The organism is Pseudomonas sp. GW456-L12, assembly GCF_059424045.1.
The window spans coordinates 201,214-214,786 of record NZ_JBWKZA010000003.1 but is presented as its reverse complement, the minus strand read 5'-3'; the positions used below and the strand labels follow the sequence as shown (position 1 = coordinate 214,786).

At 67.0% G+C, this 13,573-nt stretch carries 10 protein-coding genes; 7 read left to right on the top strand and 3 right to left on the bottom strand.

Features of this window, described 5'->3' with window-relative positions:
- Nucleotides 1-66 precede the first annotated feature (66 nt).
- Both AC07Y9_RS05595 and AC07Y9_RS05590 read left to right on the top strand, forming a co-directional pair.
- A complete protein-coding gene (locus tag AC07Y9_RS05595) occupies nt 67-951 on the top strand; it encodes a Dyp-type peroxidase (protein WP_102679500.1) in 885 nt (294 codons plus the stop codon).
- Nucleotides 952-979: 28 nt separating this feature from the next.
- On the top strand, nt 980-1,948 hold the full coding sequence (locus AC07Y9_RS05590) for a Gfo/Idh/MocA family protein (protein ID WP_102679501.1): 969 nt from the start codon (nt 980-982) through the stop codon (nt 1,946-1,948).
- A 156-nt stretch (nt 1,949-2,104) separates the two neighbouring features.
- On the opposite strand, the gene AC07Y9_RS05585 is transcribed toward AC07Y9_RS05590, so the two are convergent.
- From AC07Y9_RS05585 to AC07Y9_RS05575, 3 genes are all read right to left on the bottom strand, one after another.
- Nucleotides 2,105-3,763 (bottom strand): phosphoethanolamine transferase, encoded by a 1,659-nt coding sequence (locus AC07Y9_RS05585; protein WP_371858197.1) that lies wholly within the window; start codon nt 3,761-3,763, stop codon nt 2,105-2,107.
- A 132-nt stretch (nt 3,764-3,895) separates the two neighbouring features.
- Complete coding sequence (locus tag AC07Y9_RS05580; RefSeq protein WP_102679502.1) at nt 3,896-4,633, bottom strand: TorF family putative porin; 738 nt, start codon at nt 4,631-4,633, stop codon at nt 3,896-3,898.
- Between the two features lie 158 nt (nt 4,634-4,791).
- Nucleotides 4,792-6,534: an amidohydrolase gene (locus AC07Y9_RS05575; RefSeq protein ID WP_102679503.1), complete on the bottom strand. Its 1,743-nt coding sequence runs from the start codon at nt 6,532-6,534 to the stop codon at nt 4,792-4,794.
- 103 nt (nt 6,535-6,637) lie between these two features.
- Between AC07Y9_RS05575 and AC07Y9_RS05570 the strand changes: the two genes are divergently transcribed.
- Genes AC07Y9_RS05570 through AC07Y9_RS05550 form a run of 5 tightly spaced genes read left to right on the top strand, consistent with a single transcriptional unit; the run spans nt 6,638 to nt 13,331 of the window.
- The gene (locus tag AC07Y9_RS05570) at nt 6,638-7,555 is read left to right on the top strand and encodes a LysR family transcriptional regulator (protein WP_102679504.1); all 918 of its coding nucleotides are present in this window, start codon (nt 6,638-6,640) and stop codon (nt 7,553-7,555) included.
- A 38-nt stretch (nt 7,556-7,593) separates the two neighbouring features.
- Nucleotides 7,594-8,211: a transcriptional repressor LexA gene (lexA, locus tag AC07Y9_RS05565; RefSeq protein WP_053261774.1), complete on the top strand. Its 618-nt coding sequence runs from the start codon at nt 7,594-7,596 to the stop codon at nt 8,209-8,211.
- Nucleotides 8,211-8,828, top strand: coding sequence for a translesion DNA synthesis-associated protein ImuA (imuA, locus tag AC07Y9_RS05560; protein ID WP_092421174.1), 618 nt, complete (start codon nt 8,211-8,213; stop codon nt 8,826-8,828). Before lexA ends, imuA begins: the two co-directional genes overlap by 1 nt.
- A gap of 7 nt (nt 8,829-8,835) precedes the next feature.
- A complete protein-coding gene (locus AC07Y9_RS05555) occupies nt 8,836-10,251 on the top strand; it encodes a Y-family DNA polymerase (RefSeq protein ID WP_102679505.1) in 1,416 nt (471 codons plus the stop codon).
- On the top strand, nt 10,248-13,331 hold the full coding sequence (locus tag AC07Y9_RS05550; RefSeq protein WP_102679506.1) for an error-prone DNA polymerase: 3,084 nt from the start codon (nt 10,248-10,250) through the stop codon (nt 13,329-13,331). Before AC07Y9_RS05555 ends, AC07Y9_RS05550 begins: the two co-directional genes overlap by 4 nt.
- The last annotated feature ends 242 nt before the right edge of the window (nt 13,332-13,573 follow it).

Genomic DNA, 13,573 nt, shown 5'->3' with positions numbered 1-13,573 from the left:
GGGTGTCTAAACCCCCACAAATTGTGGTGCTCCGGGTAAACTCCGGGCTTTCTTCAAGGAGTCGCTATGAGTTACTACCAGCCGGGCATTCTTGCCACCCCCGTTCCGAGCCAGGCTCGTCACCTGTTTTTCGCCCTCGAATCCATCGAGGCGCTGCCGGCGGCGATCGATCGTCTGCTGACGCTGGTGGACGGGAAAACGGCGGTAGCAGGGTTTGGCGCGTCGCTGGTCAAGGCGCTGGGCGCCCGCGTACAGGGGCTCAAGGCCTTCCCGGCGCTGACCGGGGTCGGTGTCGACAACCCTTCGACCCAGCACGCGCTGTGGGTCTGGCTGCATGGCGAAGACCGCGGCGAGCTGCTGCACCGCAGCAACGCCCTGGCGGCCGCCCTGGCCCCGGCGCTGCGCCTGGTGCAGATGAACGAAGCCTTCCGCCACAAGACCGGCCACGACCTGACCGGTTACGAGGACGGCACCGAAAACCCCCACGATGAAGAGGCAGTTTCCGCGGCCCTGGCCGACGGCAGCGACGGCCTGCGCGGTGGCAGCTTTGCCGCGATCCAGCAATGGCAGCACGACTTCAAGGGCTTTGCCGCGATGCATCAGGAGGAGCGCGACAACATCATCGGCCGCCGCCTGAGCGACAACGAAGAGCTGGACGACGCGCCGGACTCGGCCCACGTCAAGCGCACCGCCCAGGAGAGCTTCACCCCCGAGGCCTTTATGGTGCGCCGTTCGATGCCGTGGATCGAAGGCGACAAGGGCGGCCTGATGTTCCTCGCCTTCGGCCACAGCCTCCAGGCCTTCGAAGTCCAGCTGCGACGCATGAGCGGCCTGGAAGACGGCATAGTCGACGGCCTGTACCGCATGAGCCGGCCGATCACCGGCGGCTACTACTGGTGCCCGCCGCTGCTGGACGGTCGCCTCGACCTGCGCGCCCTGCAAGCGGTCTGACCGGCCCATGGGCACAGGAGGAGAGGGCATGCCGCCTGTGCGCTGGGGCATGATCGGTTGTGGCAGCGTCACCGAGCGCAAGAGCGGCCCGGCCTTCTACAAGGCACCGGGTTCGGCCCTGGTGGCGGTGATGGGCCGGCGCCTGGAAGCGGTGCGGGACTATGCGGCGCGCCACGGCATCGCGCGTTTCTACACCGATGCCCAGGCGCTGATCGACGACCCCGAGGTGGACGCGGTGTACATCGCCACGCCCCCCGACAGTCACCACGCCTACAGCTTGCGGGTGGCCGCCGCCGGCAAGCACTGCTGCGTGGAAAAGCCGATGGCGTTGAACGCCGCGCAAAGCCTGGAGATGCAGCAGGTTTTCCAGCGGGCCGGCTTGCACCTGTTCGTGTCCTATTACCGCCGTTCCCTGCCGCGCTTCCAGCAGGTGCGACAATGGCTGCGGGACGGGCGCATCGGTGAGGTCCGCCACCTGAGCTGGACCTTGACCAAGGCGCCGTCCGAGGCCGATCGCAATGGCGACCGCAATTGGCGTACCGACCCCCGGATCGCCGGCGGCGGTTACTTCGCCGACCTGGCGAGCCACGGCCTGGACCTGTTCCAGTACCTGCTGGGGGACATCACCGAGGTCGCCGGTTTCACCGCGCGGCAGGCCGGGCTGTACAGCGCCGAGGACGCGGTGAGCGCCAGCTGGCGCTTCGCCTGCGGCGTCCTGGGCACGGGGGCCTGGAACTTCGTCGCGGACCGTCGGGTGGACCGGGTGGAGATCATCGGCAGCCAGGGGCGTATCGGCTTCTCGGTGTTCGACGAGCATCCGCTGCGCTTGGACGCCGATGAACAGCTGAGCCTGTTCATCGACAACCCCGAGCACATCCAGTGGCACCACGTGCTGGGCATGAACGCCCATATCCGTGGCGAAGCGCAGCACCCGGCGCTGGCCGCCGAGGCGGTGAAAACCGACCGGGTCATGGACCTGATCCTCAAGCGCGGTTAGACCCTACGGAACGTGCGCGATCTTCTTCTGTAGGAGCGCAGCTTGCTCGCGAAGGCCGCGACGCGGGGTATCTGACACACCGCGTTATCGTTCATCGCGAGCAAGTCGGATCGCCGCCCGTTCGCTCCTACAGAAGCCAAGCGCTATCCAGCGGCGCTAGTGTGCCGCGGTCATGTTCGGTCGGCACGAATGGAAGATGTCCAGCTGCGGCTGGTACAGGCTGGTCCTGATCTCGAACAGCCCGAGCACCGAGTGGAACAGGTTGTCGTGGCTCAGGTCCGGCTCGCCGCTCTTGCCTTGCAGGCAGTCGCGCTGGATGCCCAGGTCATTCAGGGCCTGCTGGCCGAACCACATCAGCATTGGCACATGGGTCTGCGCCTGCGGCGCCAGGGCGTAGGGCGCGGCGTGCAGGTACAGGCCGTTTTCGCCGAGGGACTCGCCATGGTCGGAGACGTACAGCATCGAGGTGTCGAAGCGTTGCTGGTTGTGCTTGAGCAGCTCGATGACCCGGGCCAGGAAGTGGTCGGTGTAGAGGATGGTGTTGTCGTAGACGTTCACCAGTTCCTCGCTGCTGCAACTGCCCAGCTGGTTGGTGTGGCAGATCGGGGTGAAGCGCTCCAGGTTCTTCGGGTAGCGCTCGTAGTACTCTGGGCCGTGGCTGCCGTCGGCGTGCAGGACGATGATCGCGTTGTCGCCGAGGCGGTCGATGTACTGCTGCAGGTCCACCAGCAGGGCCTCGTCCAGGCAGTTCTTGCCGTCGCAGAAGGGGCTCGGCTGGGTCTTGGGAATGTCGCGGTTCGGCACCCGCAGGCAGGTGCCCTTGCAGTCGCTGTTGTTGTCCAGCCACAGCACCTGCACGCCGGCCCGTTGCAGTACATCCAGCAGGCCTTCGTAGGTCTTGCCCTTCTTGTCGCTGTAGTCCTCGCGGGGAAACATCGAGAACATGCACGGCACCGAGACCGCGGTCGAGGTGCCGCAGGAGTGCACCTGGGTGAAGTTGAGGATGTCCAGCTTGGCCAGCTCCGGGTTGGTCTCCCGGGCATAGCCGTTGAGGGAGAAATGGTCGGCGCGGGCGGTTTCGCCGACCACCAGGATCATTAGCGACTTCTTCTCCCGGGCGCTGGCCTGGGCGCTCATCGCCGCGTCCTGGCCGATCGGCTGGATCACCAGGTGTTGCTTGATCCCCAGGCTCTGCTTGGCGTATTTGCCGAGGGCGTAGATGTAGTTGGTCGGGTTGATGAAGTGGGTCAGCTTGTCTTCTTCGCGAAAGATCGGCGCGTAGGTGGAATAGAAGGCGCCGACCGAGACCGCGATCACCAGCACACAGCCGGCGATCACCAGCAGCTTGTTCAGCAGGCCGCGAAAGAACGGCCGGTAGCGCACCGGGGTGTGCCAGATCAGCACCACCGGCAGCAGGCCCAGCACCAGCAGGTAGCCCAGCAGCTTGAAGTTGAACAGCGCGGCGGCTTCGCCCGGGTTGGTCTCGAACACGTTCTGCACCATCACCGTGTCGATGGTGATGCCGTACTGGTTCATGAAATACGCGGCGGCGGCCGAGGTCAGGGCCACCAGGCTCAGCGCCGGCTTGAGGGTCCAGCGGAAGGACACCAGGGTCAGCAGCAGGGTGATGGCGGCCCACAGGAACAGCCCAAAAGAAGCGAAGAACGCCAGCTTGTGCAGGCCTTGCAGGCTGATCAGGTTGCCCAGCGCGTGCCAGGTGGCGAAGTTGTAGAGCAGCACCAGCGCCAGGGAAAACAGCAGCACCAGGCGGGTCGATGTGATTGACGCGAATCGCAGTCCTTTGCCCAAGACCATTTCAGTTCGTTCCTCTACCTGTGATGAAGGCGCCAGCAGTTGCACTGCCGACTATAGATAGGGATTGGTAAAAAAAATGTCGAAAGGGCGCTGCTTTTCGTATCGGTTCACGCCAACCAGCGCCCGCCGGATTCAGAAGGTCTTCCTGGCACTGGCGACCCAGGTCGCGCCACACAGGTCGCTGAACCCGTAATTGCCGGTGCACTGGCTTTTCGACAGGTCGGTATCGATATAGCTCAGGCCCAGTACCACGCCCGCCACTTCGCGGGTCAATCTGGCCTCCCATTCGTGGTAGGCATCCTCACCCTGGCCCGAGGCCGAGATCAGTCGCGGGTCCTTGAAGTCCATCTCGCCGTAACGCAGCTTCAAGCCCAGGCCCAGGGGCAGCTCGGTTTCGTAGCCGAGGTAGCGGTACAGGGTGCTCTGCTGGCTGTCGATGCCCGGCGCATCGTTGGAGTAATAGGCCCCCAGGCTGAACCCGTAGGCGCTGAAAATTCCGTAGACCTCGCTCTGGTTGAATTGCCCTTCCCTGGGGTAGCTGTACTTGAGGTAGCCCAGGTCGAGGCTGACCGCGTCGCTGGCCTGCCACAGCCAGCCGGCGTAGTAGTCGACTTCCTGGCGGGTCTTCAGGCCGCCGCCGAAATCGACGTTGGAGGTCCAGGCGCCCAGGTACAGGCCGCTGCTGTGCAGCAGGGTCGCGGCGGCCTGCGCGGCGGGATCGTTCTGGGTCTGGGAAATGCCGCGGGTGCGGTAGTCGCTGGCCAGGGTCAGCTCCAGTTCCACGGCAACGTCATCGTTCAAGGGCAGGGCCTGGCTGCCCGGGGGCAACAGGCTCAAGGCACCGATGGCGAACAGGCTGAGGGTCTTCATGTGGGCGTCCCGTATTGTTGTGATTGTTATGGGCAGGTTTCGGGCAAGGCTGCGCCGGCCCACACGCGCAAGGACGTGGGGCGGGGCAGTGGATCAGTTTTTTTAGATGGGTCGGTTTAGCGAGATCGGGTTAGATGCATCGGATTAGATGCATCGGGTTAAAGAGGTCGGGCGTAGACTTCGCGGCCGGCGAACCAGGTCTGCAGCACCTGGGTTTCGTGCAGGGCCTTTTCGTCGACCTTGAACACGTCGCGGTCCAGCACGATGAAATCGGCCTGTTTGCCGGCGCTCAGCGAGCCGATCCGTTGCTCCAGGCCGATGGCGCGGGCGGCATTGAGGGTGTAGGCGTAGAACATGGTTTCGCGGTCCAGGCGCTCGTCGGCGTTGAGCACCCCCAGCGGCCCCTTGCGAGTGATGGCCTGGGCGATGGCGTTCCACGGGTTGGGCGAGGACACCGGCCAGTCGCTGGCCCCGGCGAGGGTCGCGCCCTGCTTGAGCAGGGAGTGCGCCGGGTACTGGTAACGGAAGGCCAGGGCGCTGACGTAGGGCTTGATCATGTCCAGGGTGTAGTCGTCGGCCGAGGCCCACAGCAGTTGCATCGAGGCGATGACCCCTAGCGGCTTGAAGCGGGCGAACTCTTTCGGGTTGACCATCTGCAGGTGGGTGATGGAGTGGGCGATGCCGCTCTGGCGGTCCTTGCGCGCCTGGGCGATGCCGTTGAGGGATTCGCGCACCGCGCGGTCGCCGATCGCATGGATGTGCACCCGCCAGCCGCGCTGGTCGATGGCGCTGACCAGCTCACCGAAATGCTCGGGATCGATCAGCAGTTCGCCCTGTTTGTGCGAGTTGCTGTAGGGATCGATCATCGCCGCGCTCTGGGCCGGGTACTCGATCACCCCGTCGGCGAAGATCTTGACCCCGGGCAGGGTCAGGTTGGGGATGCCCTGGAATTGCTGGCGCACCTGCTCCAGCACGTCGAGGTCGGCAGGGCGGCTTTTCGGGTTGGCCACCAGCAGCGCGGCGACATGGGCGCTCATGCCGCCGCTCTCGGCCAGCGCCTTGTAGGCCGGCAGCACACCGACGGTCTGGGCGGTGGGCTTGAGGGCGAATACCGCCTCGCCGGGAGCCGCGTTGGCCGCCGGGTCCATCCAGGCGGTGATGCCCAGGCTGTTGTTGTAGCGCACCGCCGATTGCGCCGCGTTGAGCAGGGCGGCAGCGCTGGGCACCGGCATTTTCGCCGCGACCCGGTCCCAGCCGGCGTCCACCAGGAAGCCGTTGGGGCGGCCGTCGGCGAGCTTGCCGATGGTGTCGCGCTCGGCCTGCGGCAGGTTCTTGAGCAGGGCGGCGTCGATGCCGGCGCGCTCGAGCATCGCATTGTTGGCCCAGGCGGTATGGTGATCGCTGCCGGTGAACACCACCGGCACCCTGGCCCATTCGCCGGCGTTGAAGCGCTGGCCCAGGGCTTCGGCCTGGGCCCAGTAGGCCGAGCTCATGCCGGCGATGCCGAGGACATCGCCATGCCTGGCCTTGCCGTCGTCGCGCCAGGCACGCAGCTTTTTCTCCAGCTCGTCGAGACCGACCACCTCGTCCTGCATGTTGGCCGAGGTCATTTCCAGGCCGCCGAAGATCGCGTGGGAATGGCTGTCGATCAGGCCGGGCATCAGGGTCTTGCCGCCCAGGTCGATGACCCGGGTGCCGGTTTCGATCAGGGCCTTGATCTGCGCGTCGCTGCCCACCTGCAGCACCTTGCCGTCGGCCACCGCCAGGGCCTGGGCCTTGGGTTGGGCGCGGTCGGCGGTGAACACCTGGCCGTTGAACAGCACCAGGTCGGTGGTGGCCATGGCTTCCATTGAGGCAAAACTCACTGCAATCGCCAGCAGATTCGGGATGAATCTTTTCATTGAGTATTTCCTTGTTATTGCGTCTGATGGCCAGCTTATTGGCTTGCCAGAGCCGACAGAACGCCTCGCTGACGAAAAACGTTTTTGCCTGAATGGAAAAAGCATGGACAAGTTGAGTGCACTGAAAATGTTCGTGGTCACCGCGCAGCTGGGCAGTTTCAGTCGAGCCGCCGAGCAGTTGGGCAAGACCCCCTCGGCCCTGACCAAGGCGGTCAATCACCTGGAGGTCGAGCTGGGCGCGCGCTTGTTCGAGCGCAGCACCCGGCGGATCCTGCTGACGGAAGTGGGGCGGCTCTACCTGGACACCGCGCGCCAGGTCCTGCAGCGGCTGGAGGAGGCCGGTGAGGAAATCGAGCAGTTGCAGCATGGCCTGCGCGGCAACCTGAAAATCACCGCGCCGCTGGCCTATGGGCAGGCCTTTCTCGACCAGGTGTGTGGCGGTTTCCTCGAACAGTACCCGCAGATCGACCTGCAGGTGGACCTGTGCGACGAGTTCGTCAACCTGCTGGAAAGCGGCTACGACCTGGCCCTGCGCGAAGGCCATGACGACCTGCCGGGGCTGATCGCCCGGGTGGTCGGCAGCAATTGCCTGGCCCTGTGCGCCAGCCCGGCCTACCTGGCGCGCAAGGGTGTGGCGGTGACGCCGCAGACCCTCGACGAACACGAATGGTTGCTCTATCGCCATCCTTTGCTCAGCCGCGAATTCTGGTGGGTCGAACGGGACGGGCAACGCCTGAGCCTGGCGCAACCCCGGGCACCGCGGCTGCGCAGCGACAATTACGACCTGCTGCTGGCCAATGCCCTGGCCGGGCGCGGGTTGCTGCACACCCCGTTGTGGAGCGCCGCGCCTTACCTGGCCGACGGCCGCCTGGTACGGGTGATGGCCGACTATTCCATCGACCCCGACTGCTTCGGGCCGCACATCCTCGCGGTCTACCCCAGCCACCGGCGGGCCACGGCCAAAGTGCTGGCGTTCATCGATTACATCAGCGCGTTCCTGGCGAGCCGTGGCCTGGGCTGACTGGCGGTTCTTGTCAGGAAAACCCGGTAGGAGTACAAATGTACTCCATGACCACTTTATCTCCCCGCCGCAGTGCCATCCTGACCTTTATCCGCGAGCGCATCGCCGAACATGGCCAGCCCCCGAGCCTCGCTGAAATCAGCGAGGCCTTCGGCTTCGCCTCGCGCAGCGTGGCGCGCAAGCATGTCGTGGCGCTGACCGAAGCCGGCTTCATCGAGGTCAACCCCAACCAGGCCCGGGGCATCCGCCTGCTCAACCAGCCGCCGCGCCCCGAACTGCTCGACATCCCGGTGCTCGGCCGGGTCGCCGCCGGCCTGCCGATCGGCGCCGATGCCGAGGTGCACAGCCGCTTGCTGCTCGACCCGGCGCTGTTTTCCCGTACCCCCGACTACCTGCTGCGGGTCCAGGGCGACTCGATGATCGAGGACGGCATCCTCGACGGTGACCTGGTGGCGGTGCGCCGCGACAGTGAGGTGCGCAACGGCCAGATCGTGGTGGCGCGGCTGGACGGCGAGGTCACCATCAAGCGTTTCGAACGCCTGGCCGAGGGCGTGCGCCTGCTGCCGCGCAACCCGGCCTATGCGCCGATCCTGATCGGCGAGGACCGCGACCTGGCCATCGAAGGGGTGTTCTGTGGCCTGGTGAGGCAAGGCTGATGGGCGCCGTCGTGGCACTGGAGACGCTGTTCAATGCCGGCCGGGTGTGGAAGGGCCGCCCGACGGCGCCCGCGGCCAGCCCGCAACCCACCGGCCACGCCATGCTGGACGCGGCCTTGCCCGGCGGCGGCTGGCCGGAAGCGGCGCTGACGGAAATCCTCATCGCCGCCCAGGGTGTCGGCGAGCTGCAACTGCTGTGGCCGACCCTGGCCCGGCTCTCGGCCGCCGGCGAACGCATCGTGCTGGTGGCGCCGCCCCATGTGCCGTACCCCCAGGCCTGGCAGAGCGCCGGGGTCGACCTGCGCCAGTTGGCGGTGATCCAGGCCGGCGAGCGGGATGCCCTGTGGGCCGCCGAGCAGTGCCTGCGTTCGGGCAGTTGCGGGGCCGTGTTGTGCTGGCCGCAACAGGCCGACGACCGCGCCTTGCGGCGTTTGCAGGTGGCGGCCGAGACCGGCCAGACCCTGGCCTTTGCCTACCGCTCCCTCAAGGAAGCCATCAACCCTTCGCCGGCGGCCCTGCGCCTTGCCGTGGAGGCGCGGCCGGCGCAGCTGCGGGTGCTCAAGTGCCGTGGCGGCCTGGCCCATTCGGCGCCGATCGCCTTCGCCCCGGGGCCCTGAGGTTGCCATGCGCTGGGTCTGTATTTTGTTCCCGCAATTGGCGCTGGACGCGGCGCTGCGCCAGCGCCCCGAACCGGAGGCCGCGCTGGCGCTGCTCAGCGGGACGCCGCAGCGCCGGGTGATCCAGGCGGTGAATGCCGCGGGCCGCGAGCTGGGGTTGCGCCCCGGGCAGTCGTTGACCGCCGCCCAGGCCCTGAGCAAGGACTTCGCCAGCGCCGAATACGACGCCGAGGAAATTGCCCGTTGGCAGCAGTTTCTCGCGGCCTGGGCTTACCGCTTCAGTTCCCAGGTCAGCGTGCATTACCCGCGCACCCTGGTGTTCGAGATCGAGTCGAGCCTGGGTCTGTTCGGCCCCTGGCCGCAGCTGGAGGCGCGCCTGCGCCAGGAGCTGGGCGAGCTGGGTTTTCGCCACCGCATCGTCAGCGCGCCGAATCCGGCGGCGGCCCGGGTGCTGGCCAATGCCTACGACGGGCTGGCGGTGACCGACCTGGAGCAATTGCGCCAGGCCCTGGGGCGCATGCCCGTGGAGCGTCTCGGCCTGCCGCCGGGCGCGGCCACCGCCTTGTCGCGCATGGGCCTGCGCACCTTCGCCCAGGTGCGTGGGCTGCCCCGGGACACCCTGGCCCGGCGTTTCGACGCGGGCCTGCTCAAGCACCTGGACACTCTTTTGGGCGAGCGCTCCCTGGCGCTGGCGTTCTATCAGACGCCGGACCGTTTCGACTTGCGTATCGAGTTGAATTTCGATGTGCTGTCCCATCAGGCCCTGCTGTTTCCCCTGCGCCGCCTGGCCAGCGATCTGGCGGCGTTTCTCTGTGGCCGTGACAGCGGGGTGCAGCGCTTCGAGCTGCACCTGGAACATGTCGAGCTGCCCGACACCCTGGTCAAGGTTGGCCTGCTCAGCGCCGAGCGCGAGCCGGGGATGCTGTTCGAACTGGCGCGCGGGCGCCTGGAGCAAATCCAGGTGCCGGCGCCGGTGCGTGGTGTGCGCCTGGTGGCCGAGGATCTGCCGCGCTTCGTGCCGCAGCACCGCGAGCTGTTCGACGAGCGCCCGCAGCAATCCCTGCCCTGGGAGCAACTGCGCGAGCGCCTGCGCGCCCGCCTGGGGGACGAGGCGGTGCATGGCTTGCGCTTCCACTCGGACCACCGCCCCGAATGCAGCTGGCAGCCGGTCGGCGACAGCCAGGCCTGCCCGCTGCTGCCTGGGCCCCGGCGCCCGGGCTGGCTGCTGCGCGAGCCGCTGGTGCTGCCAGAAGGGGCGGCGCACATCCTTATGGGGCCGGAACGCATCGAGTCCGGCTGGTGGGACGGCGGCGACGTGCGCCGCGATTACTATCTGATCGAAACCCGCGGCGGCCAGCAGGGCTGGGCGTATCGCCCGGTGGGCGAGGCGGGCCCCTTGCTGTTGCAGGGCTGGTTCGCATGAAGGGCTACGCCGAACTGCACTGCCTGTCGAACTTCAGTTTCCAGCGCGGTGCCTCCAGTGCCCGCGAGCTGTTCGAGCGGGCGGCGGCCCAGGGCTACCAGGCCCTGGCGATTACCGACGAATGCAGCCTGGCCGGCATCGTCCGGGCCTGGCAGGCCTCCAAGGACAGCAACCTGGCGCTGATCGTCGGCAGCGAAATGCGTCTCGACGACGGTCCCAGGCTGGTGTTGCTGGTGGAGAACCTGGAGGGTTATCAGGGCCTGTGCCGGCTGATCACCCGTGGCCGGCGCCGGGCGCAGAAGGGCCAGTACCAGCTGCTGCGCGAAGACTTCGAACAACCCTTGCCGGGGCTGTTGGCCCTGTGGCTGGCGGACGAGCAGCCACAGGAGCAACAGCAGGAAACCGGACGCTGGTTGCAACAGGTGTTCGCCGACCGGTTGTGGCTGGCGGTGGAGCTGCACTGCGGCCAGGACGATCAGCGGCGCCTGGGCGAACTGCTGGCGCTGGCCCGAGGGCTGGGCATTGCCGCCGTGGCCTGCGGCGATGTGCATATGCATGTACGCGGGCGGCGGGCCTTGCAGGACACCATGACCGCGATCCGCCATCACGTGCGGGTGGCCGAGGCCGGCCAGCGCCTGCACCCCAATGGCGAACGGCATTTGCGCAGTATCGAGGCGTTGCGCGGGCTGTATCCGCCGGCCCTGCTGGAGGAGTCGCTGAAGATCGCCGAACGCTGCCATTTCGACCTTGGGCAACTGCACTACCAATATCCCCGGGAGCTGGTGCCCCAAGGGCAGACGCCCGCCAGCTGGCTGCGCGAGCTGACCGAGCGCGGCATCGTCAAGCGCTGGCCCGGGGGCGCCAAGCCCAAGGTGCTCAAGCAGATCGACGATGAGCTGGAGCTGATCACCGAGCTGGGGTACGAGAGCTATTTCCTCACGGTGCACGACATCGTCAACTTTGCCCGCGGCCAGTCGATCCTCTGCCAGGGCCGGGGCTCGGCGGCCAACTCGGTGGTGTGTTTCGCCCTGGGCATCACCGAGATCGACCCGGACCGCTCGACCCTGCTGTTCGAGCGTTTTCTCTCCCGCGAGCGCAACGAGCCGCCGGATATCGACGTGGACTTCGAGCACGATCGTCGCGAGGAAGTCCTGCAGTACGTGTTCCAGCGTTACGGCCGCCACCGCGCCGCGCTGACCGCGGTGGTCAGCACCTACCACGGCGCCGGCGCGGTGCGCGATGTGGCCAAGGCCCTGGGCCTGCCGCCGGACCAGGTCAACGCCCTGGCCGATTGCTGCGGCCACTGGAGCGATACGCCGCCGGTCGTCGAGCGCCTGCGGGAGGCCGGTTTCGACCCGGACAGCCCGGTGCTGCGCCGGGTCCTGAGCCTGACCGGGCAACTGATCGGCTTTCCCCGGCACTTGTCCCAGCACCCCGGCGGCTTCGTGATTTCCGAGCAGCCGCTGGACACCCTGGTGCCGGTGGAAAACGCGGCCATGGTCGAGCGCACCATCATCCAGTGGGACAAGGACGACCTGGACGCGGTCGGGCTGCTCAAGGTGGACGTGCTGGCGCTGGGCATGCTCAGCGCGATTCGCCGCTGTTTCGATCTGATCCATGGCTATCGGGACCAGCGGCTAAGCCTGGCCAGCATCCCCGCCGAGGACCCGGCCACCTACGAAATGATCGGCCGCGCCGACACCATCGGCGTGTTCCAGATCGAGTCGCGGGCGCAGATGTCGATGCTGCCCCGGCTCAAGCCGAAGAACTTCTATGACCTGGTGATCGAGGTGGCCATCGTCCGGCCGGGGCCGATCCAGGGCGGCATGGTCCATCCGTACCTGCGCCGGCGTGACAAAAAGGAGAAGGTGACCTATCCCTCGGCGGAGCTCAAAGAGGTGCTGGAGCGAACCCTGGGCGTGCCGCTGTTCCAGGAGCAGGTGATGCAGATCGCCATCGTCGCCGCCGACTACACCCCCGGCGAGGCCGACCAGTTGCGCCGCTCCATGGCCGCCTGGAAACGCCACGGCGGCCTGGAACCCCATCGCCTGCGCCTGCGCGACGGCATGCGCGCCAATGGCTACAGCGACGAGTTCGCCGCGCAGATCTTCGAGCAGATCAAAGGCTTCGGCAGCTACGGTTTCCCCGAGTCCCACGCCGCCAGTTTCGCCTTGCTGACCTATGCCAGCTGCTGGCTCAAATGCCACGAGCCGGCGGCCTTCGCCTGCGCCCTGATCAACAGCTGGCCCATGGGTTTCTACAGCCCCGACCAGATTCTCCAGGACGCGCGCCGGCATCAGTTGGCGATTCGTCCGGTGGACGTGCGCGCCAGCACCTGGGATTGCAGCCTGGAGCCGCTGGCCGGCGCGCAGCCGGCGTTGCGCCTGGGGCTGCGGATGATCAAGGGCTTTCGCGAAGACGACGCGCGGCGGATCGAGGCGGCGCGTGGGCATGGCCCGTTTGTCGACATCGCCGACCTCGGGCAACGGGCGCGCCTGGACAGCCGCGCCCAGGAGCTGCTGGCCGATGCCGGTGCCCTGCGCGGGCTGGTCGGGCACCGGTATCGGGCGCGCTGGGAAGTGGCGGGGGTGCAGCAACAGCTCGGCCTGTTCGCCGGCCTGCCGCGCCAGGAGGAAGCGCCGGTGGTCTTGCCGCGACCGACGGTCGGCGAAGACCTGCAGGCCGATTACCTGAGCGTCGGCACTACCCTGGGGCCGCATCCGCTGGCCTTGCTGCGGGGCGAGCTCAAGGCCCGGCGCTGCCGCAGTTCCCGCGAGCTGCTGGAGGTCGAGCACGGGCGCCCGGTGAGCATCGCCGGGCTGGTCACCGGGCGCCAGCGACCGGGCACCGCCAGCGGCGTGACCTTCGTCACCCTGGAAGACGAGTTCGGCAACGTCAACGTGGTGGTCTGGCGTGACCTGGCCGAGCGCCAGCGCAAGGTCCTGGTGGGCGCGCAGTTGCTCAAGGTCGACGGCACCCTGGAAACCGAAGGCGAGGTCCGCCACCTGATCGCCGGGCGCCTGAGCGACCTCAGCGACCTGCTGAGCGGTATCAGCGTGCGCAGCCGGGACTTTCGCTGACGGAGCGAGCGCTTGCCCAAAGGTGCAGGCGTAGGGCGGAGCGCCCGGCAGTCAATCGACTGGCGCCAGAGTTTTTATTTCTTTTCGCAATGATGGCACTTTGGCATAATCGCCGCCGCCGACGCCTCCTGCGTCACGTTTCAGCGTGCCCTGACTGCTATTTCCGAACCCGCAGAAGCCGTGTTTCGCAAGGCTGTGGCAGGGCGCAGGCACTTTTTTATGAATACTCAAAAGGAACGCAG

Coding starts and splice junctions, on each gene's coding strand:
- AC07Y9_RS05580 (WP_102679502.1), bottom strand. CDS start 4,633: ATGAAGACCCTCAGCCTGTTCGCCATCGGTGCCTTGAGCCTGTTGCCC.
- AC07Y9_RS05570 (WP_102679504.1), top strand. CDS start 6,638: ATGGACAAGTTGAGTGCACTGAAAATGTTCGTGGTCACCGCGCAGCTG.
- AC07Y9_RS05575 (WP_102679503.1), bottom strand. CDS start 6,534: ATGAAAAGATTCATCCCGAATCTGCTGGCGATTGCAGTGAGTTTTGCC.
- imuA (WP_092421174.1), top strand. CDS start 8,211: ATGGGCGCCGTCGTGGCACTGGAGACGCTGTTCAATGCCGGCCGGGTG.
- AC07Y9_RS05590 (WP_102679501.1), top strand. CDS start 980: ATGCCGCCTGTGCGCTGGGGCATGATCGGTTGTGGCAGCGTCACCGAG.
- lexA (WP_053261774.1), top strand. CDS start 7,594: ATGTACTCCATGACCACTTTATCTCCCCGCCGCAGTGCCATCCTGACC.
- AC07Y9_RS05550 (WP_102679506.1), top strand. CDS start 10,248: ATGAAGGGCTACGCCGAACTGCACTGCCTGTCGAACTTCAGTTTCCAG.
- AC07Y9_RS05555 (WP_102679505.1), top strand. CDS start 8,836: ATGCGCTGGGTCTGTATTTTGTTCCCGCAATTGGCGCTGGACGCGGCG.
- AC07Y9_RS05585 (WP_371858197.1), bottom strand. CDS start 3,763: ATGGTCTTGGGCAAAGGACTGCGATTCGCGTCAATCACATCGACCCGC.
- AC07Y9_RS05595 (WP_102679500.1), top strand. CDS start 67: ATGAGTTACTACCAGCCGGGCATTCTTGCCACCCCCGTTCCGAGCCAG.